Here is a 20754-nt window from a genome sequence, read left to right as displayed (position 1 = left end):
GGATGCTATGCGCTTCCGCGCCGATGTTCGAGAGTCTCCTTCCCGCGGCCGGTCACGCGGGCGGCTCCTGTGCCCGAGTACACGATGTCGATCCGCAGGATCCTGTCGTTTCCGTTCACGCCGTCCTTGTCGGTCGACGTGGTGAGCCAGATGTCGCCCTGGTGGTCGACCTCGACGGTGCGCAGCCGGTCGTAGGTGCCCTGGAAGTAGATCTTCTGCTCCACCAGGTTGCTGCTCGTGTCGATGCGCATCCGGTAGACGCGTTCGCCCCTGGTCGTGGCGACGAAGACGTGGTCGTTGATGATCGTCAGGCCGCTGGGCGAGGCCTGAGCCGTCGGCCAGGTCTTCTTCGGCGCGAGGTAGCCGGAGCAGCTGCCGCTGGTGCCCTCGCAGGCTGGCCAGCCGTAGTTGCCGCCCTTGCGGATCAGATTGACCTCGTCCATGACGCTGTTGCCGAACTCGGCCTGCCAGAGGCGGCCCTGCGAGTCGAAGTCGAGGCCCTGCGGGTTGCGGTGTCCCAGGGACCAGACGGCGTTGCCGAAGGGGTTGTCCGCGGGAATCGAACCGTCGCGGTCGATCCGGAGGATCTTGCCGTTGAGGGAGTTCTGGTCCTGGGCCTTGCTGGAGCTCTGGGCGTCGCCCATGGCGGCGTACAGCTTCCCGTCGGGGCCGAAGCGCAGCCTGCCGCCGTTGTGGAAGCGGCTCTTCTCCATGCCTGCGAGCAGCACGGTGTAGCCGCTGAGGCTGTTGTTCTCGAGCTTCATGCGAGCGATGCGGTTGCCGTCGCCCGCGGTGTGCAGGAAGTACAGCAGGCGGTCGGTGGCGAAGTCCGGACTGACCTCGAGGCCCATCAGGCCTCCCTCACCGCCGGTGGTCTGCGACTCGGGGACCTTGCCGACGAACGTCTTCCGACCGGTCTTGGAGAGCGTGTAGACATTGAAGGTGTTCCGCTCGGTGAAGACGCCCGTGCCGTCCGGCAGGAAACCGAGCCCCCAGGCGACGTCCACGCCGCCGGCCAGGGTGGAGACCGTGCCAGGGTCGGGAGTGCCGCCGGGGATCGCGCCACCGGTCCTGACGGTGATCTCGGGGCTGAAGGCGGACCTGTTGCCCTTGCGGTCGAAGGCCCTGACCTTGAAGCGGTACGACGTGTCCGGGGTCAGACCGCCGACGGTCGCGGAGGTGGCGTCGGCGGTAGCGGCTGCGGCCCCGTCGCGGTGGATCTCGTATCCGGCGACGCCCGTGTCGTCCGTGGACGCGGTCCACACGAGGTCGACGCCGGTCGCGCCCGCGCTGGTGGAGCGCAGGCCACCGGGCACGCTGGGGGCCTGTGTGTCGGGCGGGGCAGGCAGGGTGGAGACGGTGACGGCGTTGCTGGCGGCGGAGACGTTGCCGGCGGCGTCACGGGCGAAGACCGTCCAGTCGTAGGCCGTTTCCGGGTCGAGCCCGTCGACGGTGGCCGCGAGGGTGGTCCCGCCGACCTGCTTCATCAACTGGCCGTGCTGGTAGACGTCGTAGCCGACGACGGCCGTGTCGTCGGAGGCGGCGTCCCAGGCGAGCGAGACGCTCGTCGCTGTGGGCTCCTTGTCCTTGCGCAGGTTGGCGGGGGCCGTCGGTTTCTGCGTGTCGGCGGGGCCGTTCGCCGTGACGGTGAGCTTGTCCAGATTGGGCCCGTCGGACGCCGCGGTGGTGACCCGGACCGTGTTGTCGCCCACTTTGAGGGCGGCATTCGCGGTGACGGTCCGCCAGGTGGTCCAGGCGCCGGTGGCGGGGAAGGCGCGGTCGTCGGCGACGAGCGTGCCGTTGACCCGGATGTCGAGGGGGCGGTTCGCGGACGTGCCGTTGGCGTACCGGAATTCGAGGGTCGCGTCGGTGGTCCGGTCGGATGCGACGGTGAACTCGACGTAGGCGCCCGTCACCGGCCGGAAGTTCACGTAGCCGGTGCCGGAGTGACCTGCGTGGTCGGAGTCGACCGCGCCTTGGGAGACCTTGGCCGCTTCGGCCTCGTACGCGACGGGGGCGGTTGCCGTGCCCGCGAGGGGTGGTGCCGCAACGGATAACGCCGCGGTCGCGGCGGCCACGAGAACGCCGAGGGCGGCCCGTGGGCGGGGGGTGGGTGCCACTGTTTCCTCCCACTTTCGTTCGGGGGGACGAGGGGATGGAGGAGGTGAGTGCGGACTGTTCGCCGGTTCCACGAGAGCGTTCACATCGATAGGAAGGGTTCCTAACCTTGGACGCCAAAGACAGGGCACACCCACCGACTCGTCCTCGTCAAGACCGGCGCGGGAGGATCGACGCACCGGCGGAACGGCAACGGCCCCGTGCCCGCCGGGAATCCGGGGGCACGGGGCCGTACATGTACTGGCTGGGGTGTCGGCCGGGCTCAGCCCTGGACGAGCTCCACCTGGATCTCGACCTCGACGGGAGCGTCCAGCGGCAGCACCGCGACACCCACCGCGCTGCGGGCGTGCACGCCCTTGTCGCCGAGCACCTCGCCCAGCAGCTCGCTCGCTCCGTTGAGAACGGCCGGCTGCCCGGTGAAGTCCGACGCCGAGGCGACGAAGCCGACGACCTTCACGACCCGCGCGATCCGGTCCAGGTCACCGATGACCGACTTCACGGCGGCCAGGGCGTTCAGCGCGCAGGTGCGCGCCAGTTCCTTGGCCTCCTCCGGGGTCACCTCCGCACCCACCTTGCCGGTGACCGGCAGCTTGCCCTCCACCATCGGGAGCTGCCCCGCGGTGTAGACGTACGCCCCGGACACGACGGCGGGCTGGTAGGCGGCGAGCGGCGGAACGACCTCGGGCAGCGTCAGCCCCAGTTCGGCGAGCCTGGCGTCGACCACGCCGCTCACGAGGACCTCTCCCGCTTCAGATAGGCCACGAGCTGCTCGGGGTTGTTCGGCCCGGGCACGACCTGGACCAGCTCCCAGCCGTCCTCGCCCCAGGTGTCCAAAATCTGCTTCGTCGCGTGCACGAGAAGCGGCACGGTCGCGTATTCCCACTTGGTCATGGAGCCGACTGTAGCCGCACCCTCCATCCGGTCCGTGACACAGGCCGCAGGCAGCCTCGTGCGTAGGGCGGGGTCCGACTGGTTAGGCTCGAATACGTGAGCAGGCTCCAGGTCGTCAGCGGCAAGGGCGGTACCGGTAAGACCACGGTGGCCGCTGCCCTCGCGCTCGCCCTCGCGACAGAGGGAAAGCGGACTCTTCTCGTCGAGGTCGAGGGCAGGCAGGGCATTGCCCAGCTGTTCGAGACGGAGGCCCTTCCTTACGAGGAGCGCAAGATCGCCGTCGCCTCCGGCGGCGGTGAGGTGTTCGCGCTCGCCATCGATGCCGAGCGTGCCCTCCTCGACTACCTCCAGATGTTCTACAAACTCGGCAGCGCGGGCCGCGCCCTGAAAAAGATCGGCGCGATCGACTTCGCGACGACCATCGCCCCGGGCGTCCGGGACGTGCTGCTGACGGGCAAGGCCTGCGAGGCCGTGCGCCGCCGGGACAGACAGGGGCGGTACGTCTACGACTACGTGGTCATGGACGCGCCGCCCACCGGCCGCATCACCCGCTTCCTGAACGTCAACGACGAGGTGGCGGGCCTGGCCCGGATCGGCCCGATACACAATCAGGCGCAGGCGGTGATGCGGGTCCTCAAGTCTCCCGAGACGGCCGTCCACCTGGTCACCCTGCTCGAGGAGATGCCGGTCCAGGAAACGGCCGACGGTGTCGCAGAGCTGCGCGCCGCCGACCTGCCGGTGGGCAACGCCATCGTGAACATGGTCCGGCCGCACCTCCTCGACGAGGATGCCGTGCACGACGCGGCGAACGGCCGGCGCGCCGCCATCACCGACGCGCTCAAGGCCGCGGGAGTGACCGGCGCCGCGGGGCTCGTCACCCCGCTGCTGGAACAGGCGGCCGAACACGCGCAGCGTGTGGAGCTGGAGCGCGAGCAGCGCAAGGCGCTCAACGCCCTGGAGCTGGGCGCCTACGAACTCCCCATGCTGAGCGAGGGAGTCGACCTGGCAGGGCTCTACCAACTGGCGAAGGAACTGCGCAAGCAAGGGGCCGGCTCATGACCCTGGACTCATCGGCCCGGCTGGAGGTCGACCCGCTCATCGACGACCCCGCCACCCGGATCATCGTGTGCTGCGGCGCCGGCGGCGTCGGTAAGACGACGACGGCCGCGGCGCTGGGGGTACGGGCCGCGGAGCGCGGCCGCAAGGTGGTCGTCCTCACCATCGACCCGGCCCGGCGGCTCGCGCAGTCCATGGGCATCGACTCGCTCGACAACACTCCGCGCCGGGTCGAGGGCATCGACGGCGGCGGGGAGTTGCACGCCATGATGCTCGACATGAAGCGGACCTTCGACGAGATCGTCGAGTCGCACGCAGATGCGGACCGGGCCCGCGCCATCCTGGAGAACCCCTTCTACCAGTCCCTGTCCGCCGGTTTCGCCGGCACGCAGGAGTACATGGCCATGGAGAAGTTGGGCCAGCTGCGGGCGCGGGACGAGTGGGACCTGATCATCGTGGACACCCCGCCCTCGCGCTCCGCGCTGGACTTCCTCGACGCGCCGAAGCGCCTGGGGTCGTTCCTCGACGGGAAATTCATCAAGCTGCTGATGGCTCCGGCGAAGATGGGCGGCCGGGCGGGGATGAAGTTCCTCAACGTCGGCATGTCGATGATGACGGGCACCCTCGGGAAGCTGCTCGGCGGCCAACTGCTACGGGACGTGCAGACGTTCGTGGCCGCGATGGACACGATGTTCGGCGGGTTCCGCACCCGCGCCGACGCGACGTACCGGCTGCTGCAGGCCCCGGGGACGGCGTTCATGGTGGTCGCGGCACCCGAGCGTGACGCGCTGCGGGAGGCGGCGTACTTCGTGGAACGGCTGGCGGAGGAGGACATGCCGCTCGCCGGCCTGGTCCTCAACCGGGTGCACGTCAGCGGCGCCGCGCGGCTGTCGGCGGAGCGGGCGCTCGCGGCCGCGGAAAATCTTGATGAGGGCGGCATTGTGGATCAGGGGCACGGGAAGACTGGTGTTCGTGACGCCGCGGCCCTCTCTCCCGAATCCCCGTCCGCGGGCCACTCCCCCGAAGCCCACCCGCAAGTCGCCGAAGAACCCGCAGAGTCGAAGAGTTCCCGGACGCAGACCACGCAGGAGATGACTGCCGGTCTGCTTCGTCTGCATGCCGAGCGCATGCAGGTGCTTGCTCGCGAGCAGCGCACACGTGACCGTTTTACCGCGCTCCACCCGGAGGTTCCGGTGGCCGAGGTCCCGGCCCTCCCGGGCGATGTGCACGATCTCGCCGGCCTGCGCGCCATCGGCGACCGCCTCGCCATGGGGGGTCGCGCCCCGGCCGGGGCGGCGTAGCCGCGCTGAGCGCACGGCTCGCGCATAGCTCGTGGGTGAGTCGACGCCGCAGCACGGGCGCGGGTTCTTCAGGACCCGGTTGGCCGTGTGGTCCGGCGTGGGGGCATAACCGGATGGCCCGGCGTCCCCGCACCTGCTGTTCGGCACGTCGGTACGCGTGGCGGAGGCGCATCGGCCCGGCGCGCGCCCTCAAGGCATGCCTCGGACGCCCGTGTCCGACACGGACACCACGACGGCCGCTCGCGGCCCGTACCACCAGGCGAAAGGCCGACCGCGGCCGAGACCGAGTCCGACAGCCGCCCGGTACGACCGGTGCTTTCCGGCGCGACCGCCGACAGCTAGCCGACCGCGGCGTACGCCTCGTAGGTCTCGTCGTCGTCGAGGGCGACGGGCAGAATCCCCGCGCTGCGCTCGTATTCCGTGCGTGCGGTCTCGAGCAGCCTGCGCCAGGAGGTGACGGTGGGGCGTCTGCGCAGCAATGCGCGTCGCTCCCGCTCCGTCATTCCGCCCCAGACGCCGAACTCGACGCGGTTGTCGAGCGCGTCGGCCAGGCATTCGGTCCGCACCGGGCATCCGGTGCACACCGCCTTGGCCCTGTTCTGCGCTGCCCCTTGTACGAACAGTTCATCCGGATCAGTAGTGCGGCAGGCTGCCTGCGCACTCCAGTCGGTTACCCAGCCCATGCCGGCGCCGTCCTCTCCCGAATCGAGGCTCCCCCACGGCGGCAGCGGCATATTCACCGCTACCAGTTGAGGACGTTACGGAAGGTGGGCACAGCGCAACACCCCCTTGGGGCCCAATCTTGAATGGTCCGAACGGACTATGCGTACGCGGCAGATCACCCAGGGGAGTGACCTGAGGGCATTCCAGACAAAGCCGACATAGTCGGGCAGTTCAGTTGTGTCACAAGGGGCACCGCGTAACACAAGTGCCGAATACGGACATGACTGACGGACACAACTCCGCCGGATTCGGGTACAGCGGAAATCATGTCAAGTGCTTGATGCAGAACCGCACTGCTGTGACAGTTGTGAGCAGCTTAGGCCAATGCCTTTACGCGTGTCCGGCGAATGAGAACGTAGGCTGGCCCCATGCCAAAGAAGCGCTCGGGCGGTGGTCTGACCGGGACCCAGCAGGCCGCCAAGTTCCTCGGTGTCAGCGTGCTCGCCGGAGCGGTGCTGGCGGGCATCGCCCTGCCCGCCGCCGGTGCACTGGGACTCGCGGCCAAGGGAACGGTCGAGGGATTCGACACCATCCCGGCCAACCTCAAGACTCCGCCGCTGAGTCAGCGCACCACGATCCTCGACTCCGAGGGCGGTCAGATCGCCACGGTCTACTCCCGTGACCGCACGGTCGTGCCGATCGAGGACATCTCCCCGTACATGCAGAAGGCGATCGTCGCGATCGAGGACGCCCGCTTCTACGACCACGGCGCGATCGACCTCAAGGGCGTGCTGCGCGCGCTGAACAAGAACGCGCAGTCGGGTGGCGTCTCCGAAGGCGCCTCGACCCTCACCCAGCAGTATGTGAAGAACGTCTTCGTGGAGGAGGCCGGTGACGACCCCGACAAGGTCGCCCAGGCCACCCAGCAGACCCTCGGCCGGAAGATCCGCGAACTGAAGTACGCGATCCAGGTCGAAGAGGAACTGGGCAAGAAGAAGATCCTCGAGAACTACCTCAACATCACGTTCTTCGGTCAGCAGGCGTACGGCGTCGAGGCCGCGTCCCAGCGGTACTTCTCCAAGAAGGCGAAGGACCTGAAGCTGGAGGAGGCCGCGCTGCTCGCCGGTATCGTCCAGTCGCCCAGCCGCTTCGACCCGGTCAACGACTCGGAAGAGGCGACCAAGCGCCGCAACATCGTGCTCCAGCGCATGGCGGACGTCCGGGACGTCTCCCAGGCCGAGGCGGACAAGGCCAAGGCCAGCCCGATCAAGCTGAACGTCAGCAAGCCCAAGAACGGCTGCATCACCGCCGTCAACGGCGCCGGCTTCTTCTGCGACTACGTACGCCAGGTGTTCCTGACCGACCCGGTCTTCGGCAAGACCAGGGAGGACCGGCTCAAGGTCTGGAACCAGGGCGGTCTGACGATCAGGACCACCCTGGACCCGCAGGCCCAGGCATCGGCGCAGAACTCGATAAAGGACCACGTCTACCAGACGGACAAGGTCGCCGCCGCGGTCACGCTCGTCCAGCCCGGGACGGGCAAGATCGTCGCCATGGGTCAGTCCAAGCCGTACGGCTTCGGCAAGAACGAGACCCAGATCAACTACTCGGTCAACCACGACATGGGCGGCTCGAACTTCGGCTTCCCGGTCGGCTCGACCTTCAAGCCGTTCCTGGCCGCCGCGGCCCTGGAACAGGGCAAGCCGCCGACGCAGGTCTACCCGTCGCCGTACAAGATGCCTTACCCGCAGTCGGTGTCGACGTGCAGCGGCAAGCCGTGGGTCAACACCGACAACACCATGCTGGAGAACGAGAACGAGACCGAGGTCGGGCCGTACCCGCTCAAGGAAGCGATGGCGCTGTCCGTCAACACCTACTTCGTGCAGATGATCGGCGAGATCGGCATGTGCCCGATCACGGAGCTGACCGGCAAGCTGGGCGTGGTGCAGGGCAACAACACGAAGCTGCCGGAAGTGCCCTCGGCGCTCACCCTCGGCTCCACCGGTATCGCGCCCCTCGTGATGGCCAACGCCTACGCGACCTTCGCCAACCGCGGGACCTACTGCACGCCGACGGCCATCGAGTCGATCAAGACGGCCGACGGCAAGAGCCTGAAGGTCCCGCAGACCGAGTGCAGCAAGGCGATGTCCGAGCGGACCGCCGACACGATCAACACCCTGCTGCGCGGAGTGGTCGACTCCGGCACCGGCCGACAGGCCGGTCTGCAGAGCCGCGACAACGCGGGCAAGACCGGTACGACCGACTTCAGGAAGAACGCCTGGTTCGTGGGCTACACCCCGAACATGTCAGGCGCCGTCTGGGTCGGCAGCGCCAGCCAGCAGGTGAAGATGGAGTACATCACCATCGGCGGCCAGTACCACGAGAAGGTCTTCGGTGGCGCGGTCCCGGGTCCGATCTGGAAGGACGCGATGACGGGGGCGCTGGCCGGCGAGCCCGCTCCGCCCTTCGTCGGCGTGCACATACCGGACGTCCCGAAGGACGACAAGGACAAGGAGAAGGACCGGGGCAAGCCGGACGACGGCAAGCCCGGTGACGAGGAGCCGTGGCCCGGCATCTCCATCCCGCCGGACCTGATCGGCGGCGGCAACAACCGCGGCCAGGGCAACGGCGGCACTGACGGCGGCAGCTGGCCGTAGGCGCCCGCGTGAAGTGTGAAGAAGGGGGACCCGGTGACCGGGTCCCCCTTCTTCCTGCCCTCATGGCGGGCGCCCACCGCCGTCGCGGGCGGTCACCCTGCTCTCGGCGGGTGCCCTGCCGTCACGGCGTGCGCCGCCGGCCCGGCTCTCAGCCGGCCAGCAGCCGCTTCACCGCGGCGGCGACCCGGCCGCCCTCGGCCCGGCCCGCCACCTTCGGGTTCACGATCTTCATGACGGCGCCCATGGCGCGCGGACCCTCGGCGCCCGCGGACCTGGCCTCCTCGACGGCCTGCGCCACGATCTGGTTCAGCTCGTCGTCCGTCAGCTGCTGCGGCAGATACGCGTCGAGGATCACGCCCTCCGCCTTCTCGCGCTCGGCCTGCTCGGGGCGACCGCCCTGGGCGAAGGCATCGGCGGCCTCGCGGCGCTTCTTCGCCTCCTTGGCGATCACCTTCTGCACCTCGTCGTCGGAGAGTTCACGGGCGGTCTTGCCCGAAACCTCCTCCTTGGTGATCGCGGAGAGGGTCAGCCGAAGCGTGGAGGAGCGCAGTTCGTCGCGCGCCCTGATCGCCTCGGTGAGGTCTTCCTGCAGCTTGGACTTGAGCGTGGTCATGCGGCCAAGTGTGTCAGGTGCGCGACGGAACTCGCCCGCGCATTTCGCGGCGGGGCGGGGGGCGCGTCGCGAGACCGGGAGGAGGCGGGGGCCTCAGCCGACACAGAGTCCGGCCTCATGGGGCCCTGCCGGAAGCGGGGTTCGAGAGACGGGGGACGGACGTGGCCCTCGGACGACCGGGCCGGAAGCCGGCATCGCACGGCCGGGACCGAGTCGGCCCGGCAGGGCTCGGACAGAAGCCGACGTGGCACGGCGGCGCCGAAGCCGGCCCCGCGAGGCCCGGACGCCGGTGTCACCCGGCCGGCGGAGGTCGCGCCAGTGTCGGCGGCTTCGGCGGCGAGCAGGGCCTGCGACACCGCCGCCGCATGCGCCTTCGACAACGCGGCGTCCCGTCAAGCGGCGGACACACGACCGACGCCCGCGCGCGGCCGTCGCGTCGCCTGCGGGACACCGGCCGTTGACAGCCTGCGCAAATGCCGTCCCTCCGTCTCGTCGTCGACCGGGTCCGCGACCGGGCCGTCGACTTCCGCCACTGTCAGCTGCTCGGGCTGACGGGTTCGACGGCGCTCGCGGCGGGCGGCGTGAGTTCAGGCGCCCTGCCGGTACGGCACATGCCCGCCCCCGGCTCCGGCCCGGCCGCACTCGGGCTCGTCTGCGCGTATTTCGGGCTCGTCGTCCTGATAGCGGCCTGGGCGCTGTTGGGGGCGGCGGTGCGCGGACCCCGGCCGCCCGGCCGCCGTGACCTGCTGCTGACGCTGGTTCTGTGGGCGGCGCCGCTGGTGGTGGCGCCGCCGTTGTTCAGCCGCGACGTGTACAGCTACCTCGCGCAGGGCGCGATGGTAGACGCGCAGCTCGATGTCCACAGCCTCGGACCGTCCCACCTCGGCGGCCCGCTCCCGGCGGAGGTCGCACCCCTGTGGCGGGACACGCCGGCCCCGTACGGCCCGGTCTTCCTCGCCCTCGCCGCGGTGGCGCACTCCCCCGGCCCTGCCGCGTTCCCCGCCGACCAGGTGTCCACCGGGGTGCTCGGGATGCGGCTCGTCGCACTCCTCGGTGTGACGGCCATGGCGTTGTGCCTGCCCCGGCTGGCCCGGTACTGCGGCACCGACCCTTCCGTGGCTCTCTGGCTCGGCGTACTCAACCCGTTGGTCCTGCTGCATCTGGTCGGCGGCGCGCACAACGACGCGGTCATGCTGGGCCTGCTGGGTGTCGGACTGGTCGCGGCGCTCGGCCGCAGGCCGGTGGCCGCGGTCGTACTCATCACCCTGGCGGCCCTGGTCAAGGCCCCGGCGGCGCTGGGGCTCGTCGCCGTGGTGATGCTGTGGGCCCGGCAGACGTCATGGGCGCGGGCTCCGCGGACGTCGGCCGCCGCTGCCGTCGTCTGCGTCTGCGCGGCGACCACAGCGGTGACCACGGCGGCCGTGGGTACGGGATACGGGTGGCTCGCGAGGCTGGACACCCCCGTCTCCCCCGGGAACTGGTCCCTCACTTCTACCCTCGGCCGGACGACCACCGCCCTCCTCGAACGGGCGGGCGACGGGCCCGCGGCCCTCGCGCGCTATGCCGGCCCGGCGTGGCATCTGCTGGGCCTCGCCGCAACCGCCGTCGCCGTACTGCTCGCCTGGCGCCGCCACCATCTGCTGCGCCCGGTCCACGCGCTCGGTCTCAGCCTGACGGCGGTTGCCGTCCTCGGCCCCGCGATCCGCCCGTGGTACCTGCTGTGGGGACTGTTCCTGATAGCGGCCGCCGGGCCCGGCAGATCTTTGCGCCGGACGGCCGCCGTGGCCAGTGCCATCCTCGCCCTCGTCGTTCTGCCGAGTGGATTCGCGCCGGATGCCGCCCAGTTGGGGCTGGCCGTCGGGGGCGGCCTGCTCGCGGTGACAGCTCTGTGGGGCGCAGACCGCGTCGCGCGCCGACCGATCGGGAGTACTGCATGACACAGCTGGGTACGACGGAGACCGCATGGCGGTGGCCGACCACCACTCGCGGACGACTCATCCTGGTCGCCTCGCTGGCCTCCACCGTCCTGCTGTTCCTCACGACGGTGCCGCTGCACCGCGGCTGGTTCGACCTGGGCATCTATTACGGGGCCGTGCACCACTGGGTGGACGGCGGCGCTCTCTACGACTACCAGATGCCCGGCAGCCGATACGGCTTCACGTACCCGCCGTTCGCCGCCCTGACCATGCTGCCGATGACGCTGATCCACTGGAACGGCGCAATCGCCCTCACCCTGCTGCTCAACGCCGCCGCGGCCGTCGTGATCCTGCGCCTGACCGCCGGGCCGGTCGTCAGGGCCCGGGGCTGGACCCCCTGGTACGCCCTGGCGCTCACCTGCTGCGCCTTCGCCCTTCTCGAGCCGGTCCGCGACACCGTCAGCTTCGGTCAGGTCAACCTGCTGCTGCTGGCGCTCGTCCTCGTCGACCTGTGCCTGCCGGCCGAGGGCCGCGCCTCCCGTTACGCCGGCATCGGCATCGGCCTCGCCGCCGCGATCAAGCTCACGCCCGCCGTGTTCATCGGCCACCTGCTCCTCACCGGCCGCCCCCGCGCCGCCGCGACAGCCATCGCCGTCGCGCTCGGCGCCACCGGGCTCGCGGCATGGATCGCGCCGGACACCTCCCGCGTCTACTGGACCCAGGCGCTCTGGGACACCGACCGGGTCGGCTCGCTCGCGTACGTCTCCAACCAGTCCTGGCAGGGAATGCTCGCCCGGCTCGTCGAACCGCACGAGCCGAGTCGCGGCATCTGGGGGGCAGGGGTTCTCATACTGCTCACTGTGTGGTTCGTACGGGTCCGCCGGGCGACCGCCGCCGGTGACCATGCCGCCGCGGTCGCACTGACCGGCATACTGGCCTGTCTGATCAGCCCGGTCACCTGGGTGCACCACCTGGTGTGGCTGGTACCCGCCCTCGCGGTCCTCGCCGGCGCCGCCCTGGGCACACCCGCGGGACCGGACCGCCGCAGGCTGCTGACCTCGTCCGTCACGCTGCCGGTCGTACTTTCGAGCAGCGTCGTGTGGCTGTGGAGCGAGGACTCGTCCGGAATCGATGGCTTCCTCGGCGGCAACACATACGTGTGGATCGCGCTGGGACTGCTCGTCGCCCTACCGGTCCGGGGCCCGTCCCGGGGGCACCTCCCTCCACTGCCCCGTACCTGACGGGTCTGCGACGATGGACACATGCGCGCACGCTACGGGCTCCCCCTGAAGATCACCGCAGGAATAACGGCGGCCGGAGCCGCCGGCCTCGTCTACGCCGCGGGCATAGAAGCCCGTTCGTACCGGCTGCGAAGGGTGACGGTGCCGGTGCTGCCGCGTGGGATGCGGCCGTTGCGGGTGCTGCAGGTCTCCGACATCCACATGGTGAGCGGCCAGCGCAAGAAGCGGGCGTGGCTCCAGTCCCTGGCCGGGCTGCGCCCGGACTTCGTCGTCAACACCGGCGACAACCTCTCCGACCCGGAGGGTGTGCCGGAGGTGCTGGACGCGCTGGGTCCGCTGATGGAGATCCCCGGCGTCTACGTCTTCGGCTCCAACGACTACTACGGCCCGAAGCTCCGCAACCCGGCCCGCTACCTCATGGAAAAGGCGCAGGGCCGCCACGGCCTCAACGGCAACGCCCCGGCCGTCGGCGCCGTCCACAACCCATGGGAGGGAATGCGTGACGCGTTCGACGCGGCGGGATGGGTGGACCTGACGAACACCCGCGGCCGGCTGAAGCTCGACGGCTACAAGATCGCCTTCACCGGCCTGGACGACCCGCACATCAAGAGGGACCGTTACGACAAGGTCCTCGGCGGCCCCGAGAAGGACGCCGACCTGTCGCTGGCCGTCGTCCACGCTCCTTACCTCCGCGCCCTCGACGCCTTCACCGCCGACGGCTACCCCCTGATCCTGGCGGGCCACACCCACGGCGGGCAGCTGTGCATCCCCTTCTACGGCGCCCTGGTCACGAACTGCGACCTGGACACCGACCGGGTCAAGGGCCTGTCCAGGCACCGGGCGGAGGGGAAGGTCTCCTACCTCCACGTCTCCGCGGGCTGCGGCACGAACCGCTACACCCCGGTCCGCTTCGCCTGCCCCCCGGAAGCGACCCTTCTGACGCTGACCGCCCAGGACTGATCCGACGGGCGGGTCGCAGGCGGCTGACCGCCCGTGGCTGGTCCCAGGCGGCCGACCGCACGCGGCTGAGGTCGCCGCCGGCCCCGCGCTGCCGGGCGCCTCGGCCCGCCGAAACCGGATTTCGCCTCCGGCCGCGGGTGGGCTAAAGTAATCGATGTCGCCGGGACACCGGTTGCATCGGGGTGTAGCGCAGCTTGGCAGCGCGCTTCGTTCGGGACGAAGAGGTCGTGGGTTCAAATCCCGCCACCCCGACAGAGAAGTACCAGGTCAGCGGACCTACTGATTTCAGTAGGTCCGCTGATTTGTTGGGTGAGTGTCTAACTGAGTGCCTATCGCTTCGGGTCAGCCTTGAAGATGCCGTCCATCGCGACCGCGCCCGTCTGGATCACCGGCCGGATCTGCTTGCGGTAGACCTCCTCAGTCACGGCCGTCCCCGAGTGCCCGACCAAGCGCGAGATCTCTTCGAGCGGGACCCCGCTGTCGGACAGCAGCGACACGAAGCTGTGCCGACAGCTCCCGCGGCGTCCACTCCTTCGGATCCAGTCCGTCTGCCTGGCTCAGAGCCTGTCGGAACGCTCTCCGCACGTTGGTGGCATCGAGCTCCTTGCCAACGGCGGATGCGAAGACGAGACCGTTCTCCTGCCAGTCGTCACCGGCCGCCACGCGGTCCCAGCCCTGGCCCTCGAACTGCTGCCAGAGCGCATCCACGCACCGGACCGGGAGGGCGAGCGTTCGGCGGGACTTCCGCGTCTTGGTGTCCCCGCCGGCACGCACCGATCGCCAGACCGCGATGTACGGCGGGATGGGCGGACTCGCTTCCGGTTCGCCTTTCAGGAAGACGTGGTCCCACGTGAGCGCCCGCAGCTCTTCGGTACGGGCTCCAGTGAGCAGCGCCAGCACGATGTACGCGTGCATGGATGTTCTTTCGGCGGCACGGAGTACTGCCTCAGCCTGGGCGAGCGTCAGTGCCTTTGAGGGCCGGCCGGGCTGCCCTTTGGGGATGGAGCAGAGCTCCACGACGTTGCGCTTGACCTTGTCCCGGGCCATGGCCCGTTTCACCGAACGGTTCAGGCACGAGTGGATGCCCTGCAAGGTGCGTGTGCTGAGCGTCTTGGCCTTGCTGCTGAGCCACCTGCCGGGGCGCCGACCGGCGCCAGCTCCTTCAGCTCCAGACTCAGTACTCGGATCGACCGAAAAGCAATGCAACAGTACAAGGCCAACCTTGGCGTGATCAACGGTCGGTACGGCGAGATCGAGCGGCGGGTTCTGGCCCTCTTCGCAGAGAATCCCAGCATCAAGTCGATCCCCATGCCGGCAGCGTCGGACGTCATGATGTTGCACCTCGTCAAAGACGGCATGTTCGTACGGGGCTTGGGGCCGAGCTTGGCTCTCCTGATCCCGAACGGGAGCAATGCCGAGATTGACTTCGCCGGGGGCACGCAGGAGTTCTACACAATCACTGAGAAGGGGCGTGATCTGGTCCAACGTCTCGCGAATGCTCGCGCTTTGGCCTGAGATGGTCGGCCCGTGACCGGCTGCCCTAAAGCATGACGTTGGGGCCATGATCTTGGGGGCTCGCGCTGCCTTAAAGCGGGTGTGAGACGGTGCTAGCGGTCGTCTTCCTGGTTTGGGCTCTCGTAGCTCATGAACCAGTGTCGGTCGAAGTAGCGAGCGGTCGAGTGAGGGTGCAGCGGGTCGGTGAGCATGCGATAGATGAACTCCGCGGTCGAGCCGTCGAACCGGTCCCAATCGGTGTAGTCCTCACCTGTGACGAGGATGGGCCACCGGTCAGGATCGACGCCCTTGGTGAGCCAAAAGAACGACGTCCGCTGTTCCGTGCTCGCCCACTGCAGCAAACCGCCCGGAGCCGGATACAGGCGGTACGGCTCCCACGGACCGCTGCCATCGGCCCTGGACGTTCGAGCCCAAAACTCGTTGACCTCGGCAATGTGTTGGCTGCCGGGCGGCCCGTCGGCGATCAGGAGGCCGAGATAGCCGTCGAAGTCGCCGTATCCGAACCGCTCCACCAGCTCCTTGTAGTCACTGGGCAGCGCCGTCCCGAGCCGAGCCTCGACCGTCGCCCAATCGACCACGTCGCCTCGCTCCCGTGCCCACCCTGTGACGGCGACGACACGTTCCACCCAGGAGGCTTCCTCCATCGGCCCGTCCGTCAGCCCGTTCGGCTGCGGTATGACCCGCTCGGCAACCAGCACCACTGGCCTCACATCGCTGCCAGCCCGGACCACGCCGCAGCCGATCCATCGGTCGGCGTGCGTCCATGCGCGCATCTCGACGACTTGCTCCCCGAAGGGGGCGAGGAGCGGGGCTCCGGTTCGTTCGGTTACCGTCGGATCGGCGTACCCGTCCATGGCCAGGTTGCGCAACCGCCCGTACCGACCGCTGAGTACCTTGCCGAAGGCAGGCAGGCCAACGCCATCGTCTGCCATCAGGCACACATGCCCCTCACCGTGACCGACCTGGCCGCACACCAGGTCCCGCCGGCCCAGCGCCACTAGAGAGTGAACGGCCGCGAGCAACTCCTGTTCGTCCATGACCAGGCAGTCAAGCACGGGCCAACGACACTCCCCCGGGCTGCCTCCCTACCAAGTCGTTCGGGACGAAGCGGCCGTGCCAGATCCGTGCCAGATCGAGCGGGCAACCGCGGGAAAGTTCGGCACCCGCTTGCGGTTCGCGCCAGCTGATCCGCAAGGTTCCTTGCCCGGTCTACGTCCCAGCCCACAGAGGAGCCGCGCGGGGCGCGGAATACTGCCTTCCGGTGGATGCACGGTGGTGAAGGCTGCATGGAGTCCGCGTCAGGCCACTGAGCCGCAGGTCAGAGCTGTGATCACAACGAACGGGATCACTCTCTTCTAACCGTGCGCGGACCTTGATCGAGTAGTGAAGATTCGACCACGCTCGGGCCAGAGCGCCTTGACGCGCTGCGGGCGGTGCCGGGCTGTCGGCGTGCTTCTGAAGCGAAATCAGTCGCAGGGTGGAGACATGTCTGAGCCGCTATGTGTGATCGTCTACCCGCCCTCGCCTACGGGTGGCCGGCGCGTGCGCGTGGACGGCGAGATCTTGGGGCTCGCGTACTCGGACCGAGACCTGATCGAGTTTCTGCGGCGAGCGGGCCTAGCCGACGCTGACGACCTGGTCCTCAGCGATTCGCTGCTGATCGACTGGCGGGGCGGGGGGCCGCACGAGTACAGCGCGGCGTAGTTGCCATGCCTCCGGACAGCCTTGGCAGAGTGTGTCCGGACTGTCCGGCTGTCCGGTTAAGGCTCTGACCAGCGGATATGGGCCGGACAGCTCTGACGGCCGGTGTCCGGGCTGTCCCGTCAAAGATGGCTGCAACACCGGGGGCGGTGTTGCAGCCCGTCGGCGTAGCCGACCCCATGGGGCGTGTCGCCGGAGGCGACTCCTCTTGTGCCTCTCTGACCCCGCCGTGGACGAGACATGGACGGCAGGTCCGCGCACCGAGTGCGCTACCAGCTCCGCCGCAGGTCAGAAGGGGTACCAGCGCGCGAACGGCAGGAGTCTGTAAATCCGTCGGCGAGGCCGACCCTGGTGACCGCGGGCACCGAAGGCGACTTCCGCCATGCCTCGTCGTCGTTGTTCATTAATGACGAGGGGTCATGAGGGGAAGCACCTCGACCAAGCCTCCGGGAGGGAACTGAATGAGCAAGGACCCCGAAGCCATCCAGCATGAGGACGGCATCGTCTGGACCGAGGACATTACGCCCCTCGACTACGTGCGCGAGACCCTAGAACCCAGCGCCGGCACCCGCCGACGCCCTGTGCCATGGCGCGGTCCTGGTCGACGCGTCGGCTACTCAGTCCTCAAGCCCAAGGCGCCCAGCGACCCACCCGGAATGTTCAGCCGGAGGGTCTTCTGGGTCAAGGAACACGACCGGTCTGAGAAGCCTCAAGGCGTCTACGAGACCGGAACCCCGACAGAGGGGGTCGATCCGAGGACGGTCGAGCCAGGCGTGTGGGGCAAGCTGACCGAGCGTGCCTGGGGAGGACCGCTCTCCACGAACGAGGCACCGACCGTGGAATGAGCAAGGTACGCGCGGATGGGGTGAAGGTGAGTGTCTAACTGCGCTACAACCACCGCGTACTGCGGCGAACAATCACGGACGCCCCGGGACTGTCACCCCAGGTCAGCGGGCCTCCTGCCGCAGGCAGCCCCGGTGATCGAATTGCTTCGGGACGAAGAGGTCGTGGGTTCAAATCCCGCCACCCCGACAGCTGAAACACCAGGTCAGGCCACCTTCGCAGTAGGTGGCCTGACCTCTTTCGTCTGAGTGTCTATCTGCGTGACTACGCTTTCCCCGCCCGCTTGAAGATGCCGTCCATGACCACGGCGGTCTGGATCCGGGGCCGGATCTGCCTCCGATAGACCTTTTCGGTGACGGCTGTGCCGGAGTGACCCACGAGGCGAGAGATCTCCTCCAATGCACGCCACGGCCGGAAAGCCGCTCCGCCGACCGCGTGAGCACCGACTCGGGTCCGTTCTCAGACGGATCGGCCCAGATCAGGACCGAACAGGCAGACCGCAGGGCGAACGCCAAGGTCTGCTAGGGCGGAGGGAGCGAGGGGCGTGGAGAGCATTGCGGAGGCTGTGGGCTCGCAGATTTTGAGTGCGGTGGTTGCTGCCGTACTCACCGGCATCGGCGAACTTGTACCTCTTATTGGGGCGCTGGGTGCCGGACAGCCCCGAAGAAGTCGCCGAGGTGTTCGCCGAGGCGACCTTCCCCTGGTGGATCGCCGGCGGATACGCGATCGAGCTCGCGGTCGGTCGTGAGCTGCGTCCGCACGCCGATCTCGACGTCCTGGTCCTCCGTCGCGACCAAGCCCTCGCCCGCGACCTCCTGGTCGAATGGGACCTGTACGTAGCAGACCCACCCGGCCAAGGGCAGCTACGACCGTGGCGTTCCGGGGAGGCGTTGCCCCCACCGCTTCACGACATCTGGTATCGGCGCACGCCGGTGGCGCCCTGGTCGGTGCAGCTCATGCAGCATGAGGCTGAGGGCGACCAATCGGTCTCACGGCGCGCCCCGCAGATCCGGCTTCCTATCGAGCGGGTGGGGCGGACGAGCCCGGCTGGGGCTCCCTACCTGGCGCCCGAAGTGCAGCTCTTCTACAAGGCATAAGGCCACCCGGAACAAGGACGAGACCGACTTCGAAGCGGTGCTGCCGCTGCTGGACGCGTCGCAACGCGTCTGGCTGGCGGATGCGATCAAGGTGATCGCGCCAGACCACCCCTGGCGCCTGTGGCTTCTGTCGGCCAGCCGGACATGAGAGGCGGAACATCGTAAAGGTCGGAACTCCGGGGGGCCGGGGACATGCCGTTCACGGTCGATCGGCACCCGCCCTCGGGCCGTGTCGCGGACGCGGAGAACACCCGCCGGAATCGGAACGTGAGCGCTTGGCTACGCCGAGAACAAGTCCCATTTACCGAAGCGTTTCCTTGATTCCCGAGAACGGGCATCGTTGATGTGACATTCGCCACCAGCGGCCCCGCTTCGCTGGTCCACGGGCCGGCGATTGAGAAGTAAGGGCCTACCGGCAGCCTTGGGCATTGCAGATACCCAAGAAGGGTTATAGATTGGATCACCGCTGTACGCGGGCGCACCGGACCGTGCGAGCCGTGCGCCTGTGAGGTTCCACAAGGTATTTATGGCACTGCATATGAAAAGGTGTTGCGGCCTGACCAGCCGCGAAACCTGACGGGGATTCGACTATTCTCGGGGAATTCTGTGGCCGCCACCCGGAAGCAAGTACGTTCCGGGCCGTGAGTCGCGGAGTGACCTGGAATGCACCCTCCCCTTCATGTGCCTGTGCAATGGGGGAAGTCATGTCAACTTGGCAAGAATGTCGAATTCGAGCGACGCGGCCGCGCAGGCGACTTCATGTCGCCACGACGCCGAGAACCGCAGAATTCTGTCGGGTGAGATCCCTCGGCTGGGCGTGCCACAGATGAAGCGCTACTGATTCGCGGACGTGGTCACGGCCGGAGACTGACCAATTCCCTGCGGTTCACCACTCGCGCTTCTGTCACAGCCATGGCCGGCGCAGGCCCCACGGGAAGCCCAGGCGGTCCCGGCTGCCCTCCGTGTCAGATTCCGTCGCGTCACATCCTCTCCCGGTCCCGGCGGTCACCCGGCCCGGTGGAACGGTGGCGATGTTCCGTCGACGCACGCCTCCAGTGGGCGGCACGCGCTCGCTGGAGGCACATCCGTCGCTGACCAACTTGTCGTCCCTGAAATTATGCAGCGTATGAGGGGAAATCCACACTATGCTGTTGCAACTTCCTTTAACCGTCGGCCTGATCACCACGACACTCCTGGGCTCCTACGATCCGATGCCCTCCGCAATGCCGCTGCGGCGGGGAATCTCGAGAGAAGCCGCGATCGCCGCAGAGAACACCGATGAACGCGCATTGACCGCTTCGGTGCGCACCGGGCTGCGCAGCCCGGTGCGCGCATTGCAAGGCCGCTCGACAAAACCACCGGTAACTTCCCCGACGCCGCGTGCCCCGCTACTGAGAAGCGATATGGCCCTACTTCCTCAAAGCATGGGCGAACTTTTCCAGAAGTATGCTCGGATGGCCGACCGGGAACTGCTGATGATGGTTCCGGACCTCCCCGGGACCATTCGTCCGGACGATCCGCGCTCCGGATTCCAGTTCCCTCAGAAGCACCCTGGTTTCCATGCGCGGCTGCTGTACGACAGTGGAGTTCTGAGCCGGGCGCCGAGCAGAAGACGGCCGGGGGCGGAGGTCGCCACGGTGGAACGTTCTGTGGAGGCGGAGGTGAGAGTGTCGGCCCGGGTTCCCGGGTGGCTTGTCATCCTCGACCGGCGCATCGCCCTGGTTCCTGCTGACCAGCAGAATCCGTGCGGCGGGACGATGCTGATCCGCAACCCTGTGGTGGTCAGCAATATGCGTTCCGTCTTCGGCTCCATGTGGCAGCCCGCCGTCCCGCTGAGCGCGACCGCGACTACCGTGCTGCACAACAAGCACCGGGAGGTTCTGCGCCTGATGAGCGGCGGTCTGACCGACAGCGCGGGAGCGCGGACGCTGAACATCTCGCTGCGCACCTACCGGCGTCATGTCGCGGACATCATGAGCAAGCTCGGCGTCGAGAGCCGGTTCCAGGCGGGCGCCGCAGCCCACCGCCTCGGCTGGCTGCGCTGAGCAGCACGGGCGACCGCGGAGCGGCCGCGGCCGGGAACCGCGTGCGGGCCTGCAGAGTCGGCCGGCCCGCACGCGCTTCCCGTGCCCTGTCGGGGAGGTGCCGGGCACGCCTGCCGAGGTACCGGGAGGGGCAGGGA

The 20754-nt window shown here is 68.6% G+C and carries 16 protein-coding genes, 1 tRNA gene and 3 pseudogenes; 12 read left to right on the top strand and 8 right to left on the bottom strand.

Translation table 11 applies throughout. From position 1 onward, the window contains the following. Window positions 1-5: 5 nt before the first annotated feature. The 3 genes from MDN94_RS09165 to sp36 all read right to left on the bottom strand — a co-directional run bounded on the left by MDN94_RS09165 (window position 6) and on the right by sp36 (window position 3009). Window positions 6-2120, bottom strand: coding sequence for a PQQ-dependent sugar dehydrogenase (locus tag MDN94_RS09165; protein ID WP_482725377.1), 2115 nt, complete (start codon window positions 2118-2120; stop codon window positions 6-8). Between the two features lie 260 nt (window positions 2121-2380). After that, entirely contained in the window at window positions 2381-2851 is a 471-nt protein-coding gene (locus tag MDN94_RS09160) for a RidA family protein (protein WP_482725376.1), read from the bottom strand. After that, entirely contained in the window at window positions 2848-3009 is a 162-nt protein-coding gene (sp36, locus tag MDN94_RS09155; RefSeq protein ID WP_386864757.1) for a Sp36 family protein, read from the bottom strand. Before sp36 ends, MDN94_RS09160 begins: the two co-directional genes overlap by 4 nt. A 96-nt stretch (window positions 3010-3105) precedes the next feature. Between sp36 and bagA the strand changes: the two genes are divergently transcribed. Together bagA and bagB are read left to right on the top strand one after the other, a co-directional pair. After that, window positions 3106-4068, top strand: a complete 963-nt coding sequence (gene bagA / locus MDN94_RS09150; protein WP_482725375.1) for an ATPase BagA — start codon at window positions 3106-3108, stop codon at window positions 4066-4068. Beyond that, on the top strand, window positions 4065-5366 hold the full coding sequence (gene bagB, locus MDN94_RS09145; RefSeq protein WP_482725374.1) for an ATPase BagB: 1302 nt from the start codon (window positions 4065-4067) through the stop codon (window positions 5364-5366). Before bagA ends, bagB begins: the two co-directional genes overlap by 4 nt. A gap of 338 nt (window positions 5367-5704) precedes the next feature. Here the strand turns inward: bagB and MDN94_RS09140 are convergent, their stop codons facing one another. After that, window positions 5705-6049, bottom strand: a complete 345-nt coding sequence (locus MDN94_RS09140; protein ID WP_050791514.1) for a WhiB family transcriptional regulator — start codon at window positions 6047-6049, stop codon at window positions 5705-5707. A gap of 408 nt (window positions 6050-6457) precedes the next feature. On the opposite strand from MDN94_RS09140, the gene MDN94_RS09135 reads away from it, so the two are divergent. Further along, window positions 6458-8686 (top strand): transglycosylase domain-containing protein, encoded by a 2229-nt coding sequence (locus MDN94_RS09135; protein ID WP_482725373.1) that lies wholly within the window; start codon window positions 6458-6460, stop codon window positions 8684-8686. A gap of 148 nt (window positions 8687-8834) precedes the next feature. On the opposite strand, the gene MDN94_RS09130 is transcribed toward MDN94_RS09135, so the two are convergent. Beyond that, window positions 8835-9299, bottom strand: coding sequence for a GatB/YqeY domain-containing protein (locus MDN94_RS09130; protein WP_482725372.1), 465 nt, complete (start codon window positions 9297-9299; stop codon window positions 8835-8837). Between the two features lie 473 nt (window positions 9300-9772). Between MDN94_RS09130 and mptB the strand changes: the two genes are divergently transcribed. From mptB to MDN94_RS09110, 4 genes are all read left to right on the top strand, one after another. Further along, window positions 9773-11236, top strand: coding sequence for a polyprenol phosphomannose-dependent alpha 1,6 mannosyltransferase MptB (mptB, locus tag MDN94_RS09125; RefSeq protein WP_482725371.1), 1464 nt, complete (start codon window positions 9773-9775; stop codon window positions 11234-11236). After that, window positions 11233-12456, top strand: a complete 1224-nt coding sequence (locus MDN94_RS09120) for a glycosyltransferase 87 family protein (RefSeq protein WP_482725370.1) — start codon at window positions 11233-11235, stop codon at window positions 12454-12456. The genes mptB and MDN94_RS09120 overlap by 4 nt, the downstream gene beginning before the upstream one ends. Window positions 12457-12477: 21 nt before the next feature. Beyond that, complete coding sequence (locus tag MDN94_RS09115; protein WP_482725369.1) at window positions 12478-13416, top strand: metallophosphoesterase; 939 nt, start codon at window positions 12478-12480, stop codon at window positions 13414-13416. Window positions 13417-13594: 178 nt separating this feature from the next. Beyond that, window positions 13595-13668, top strand: a tRNA-Pro gene (locus MDN94_RS09110). Between the two features lie 77 nt (window positions 13669-13745). On the opposite strand, the pseudogene MDN94_RS09105 reads toward MDN94_RS09110, so the two are convergent. Next, window positions 13746-14550 (bottom strand): annotated as a pseudogene (locus tag MDN94_RS09105) (site-specific integrase); the annotation flags it as partial. A gap of 66 nt (window positions 14551-14616) precedes the next feature. Here MDN94_RS09105 and MDN94_RS09100 point away from each other — a divergent pair. Next, window positions 14617-14931: a hypothetical protein gene (locus tag MDN94_RS09100; protein WP_482727121.1), complete on the top strand. Its 315-nt coding sequence runs from the start codon at window positions 14617-14619 to the stop codon at window positions 14929-14931. Between the two features lie 92 nt (window positions 14932-15023). Here MDN94_RS09100 and MDN94_RS09095 read toward each other — a convergent pair whose 3' ends face one another. Continuing rightward, window positions 15024-15968 (bottom strand): SMI1/KNR4 family protein, encoded by a 945-nt coding sequence (locus MDN94_RS09095; protein WP_482725368.1) that lies wholly within the window; start codon window positions 15966-15968, stop codon window positions 15024-15026. A gap of 448 nt (window positions 15969-16416) precedes the next feature. Between MDN94_RS09095 and MDN94_RS09090 the strand changes: the two genes are divergently transcribed. Both MDN94_RS09090 and MDN94_RS09085 read left to right on the top strand, forming a co-directional pair. Continuing rightward, window positions 16417-16635 (top strand): hypothetical protein, encoded by a 219-nt coding sequence (locus MDN94_RS09090; RefSeq protein ID WP_482725367.1) that lies wholly within the window; start codon window positions 16417-16419, stop codon window positions 16633-16635. Between the two features lie 458 nt (window positions 16636-17093). Next, window positions 17094-17477 carry a DUF6009 family protein gene (locus tag MDN94_RS09085; RefSeq protein ID WP_482725366.1) on the top strand — a complete coding sequence of 128 codons (384 nt, stop codon included), beginning with the start codon at window positions 17094-17096 and terminating at the stop codon, window positions 17475-17477. 262 nt (window positions 17478-17739) lie between these two features. Here the strand turns inward: MDN94_RS09085 and MDN94_RS09080 are convergent. Beyond that, window positions 17740-17894: pseudogene (locus tag MDN94_RS09080) on the bottom strand (site-specific integrase); the annotation flags it as partial. Window positions 17895-18152: 258 nt separating this feature from the next. On the opposite strand from MDN94_RS09080, the pseudogene MDN94_RS09075 reads away from it, so the two are divergent. Both MDN94_RS09075 and MDN94_RS09070 read left to right on the top strand, forming a co-directional pair. Continuing rightward, window positions 18153-18720 (top strand): annotated as a pseudogene (locus MDN94_RS09075) (nucleotidyltransferase domain-containing protein). Between the two features lie 997 nt (window positions 18721-19717). Next, window positions 19718-20617 carry a helix-turn-helix transcriptional regulator gene (locus MDN94_RS09070; RefSeq protein ID WP_482725365.1) on the top strand — a complete coding sequence of 300 codons (900 nt, stop codon included), beginning with the start codon at window positions 19718-19720 and terminating at the stop codon, window positions 20615-20617. Window positions 20618-20754: the final 137 nt, after the last annotated feature.

This window comes from Streptomyces sp. WAC00040, assembly GCF_056835925.1.
Note: the sequence above shows the minus strand (reverse complement) of the source record. Positions and strands in the feature narration are given on the sequence as shown.

Bases quoted from the DNA above. Each gene is read 5' to 3' on its own strand.
- sp36 (WP_386864757.1), bottom strand. From the start codon at position 3,009: ATGACCAAGTGGGAATACGCGACCGTGCCGCTTCTCGTGCACGCGACG.
- bagB (WP_482725374.1), top strand. From the start codon at position 4,065: ATGACCCTGGACTCATCGGCCCGGCTGGAGGTCGACCCGCTCATCGAC.
- MDN94_RS09140 (WP_050791514.1), bottom strand. From the start codon at position 6,049: ATGGGCTGGGTAACCGACTGGAGTGCGCAGGCAGCCTGCCGCACTACT.
- MDN94_RS09135 (WP_482725373.1), top strand. From the start codon at position 6,458: ATGCCAAAGAAGCGCTCGGGCGGTGGTCTGACCGGGACCCAGCAGGCC.
- MDN94_RS09130 (WP_482725372.1), bottom strand. From the start codon at position 9,299: ATGACCACGCTCAAGTCCAAGCTGCAGGAAGACCTCACCGAGGCGATC.
- mptB (WP_482725371.1), top strand. From the start codon at position 9,773: ATGCCGTCCCTCCGTCTCGTCGTCGACCGGGTCCGCGACCGGGCCGTC.
- MDN94_RS09120 (WP_482725370.1), top strand. From the start codon at position 11,233: ATGACACAGCTGGGTACGACGGAGACCGCATGGCGGTGGCCGACCACC.
- MDN94_RS09115 (WP_482725369.1), top strand. From the start codon at position 12,478: ATGCGCGCACGCTACGGGCTCCCCCTGAAGATCACCGCAGGAATAACG.
- MDN94_RS09100 (WP_482727121.1), top strand. From the start codon at position 14,617: ATGCAACAGTACAAGGCCAACCTTGGCGTGATCAACGGTCGGTACGGC.
- MDN94_RS09095 (WP_482725368.1), bottom strand. From the start codon at position 15,968: ATGGACGAACAGGAGTTGCTCGCGGCCGTTCACTCTCTAGTGGCGCTG.
- MDN94_RS09090 (WP_482725367.1), top strand. From the start codon at position 16,417: ATGTCTGAGCCGCTATGTGTGATCGTCTACCCGCCCTCGCCTACGGGT.
- MDN94_RS09085 (WP_482725366.1), top strand. From the start codon at position 17,094: ATGAGCAAGGACCCCGAAGCCATCCAGCATGAGGACGGCATCGTCTGG.
- MDN94_RS09070 (WP_482725365.1), top strand. From the start codon at position 19,718: ATGCTGTTGCAACTTCCTTTAACCGTCGGCCTGATCACCACGACACTC.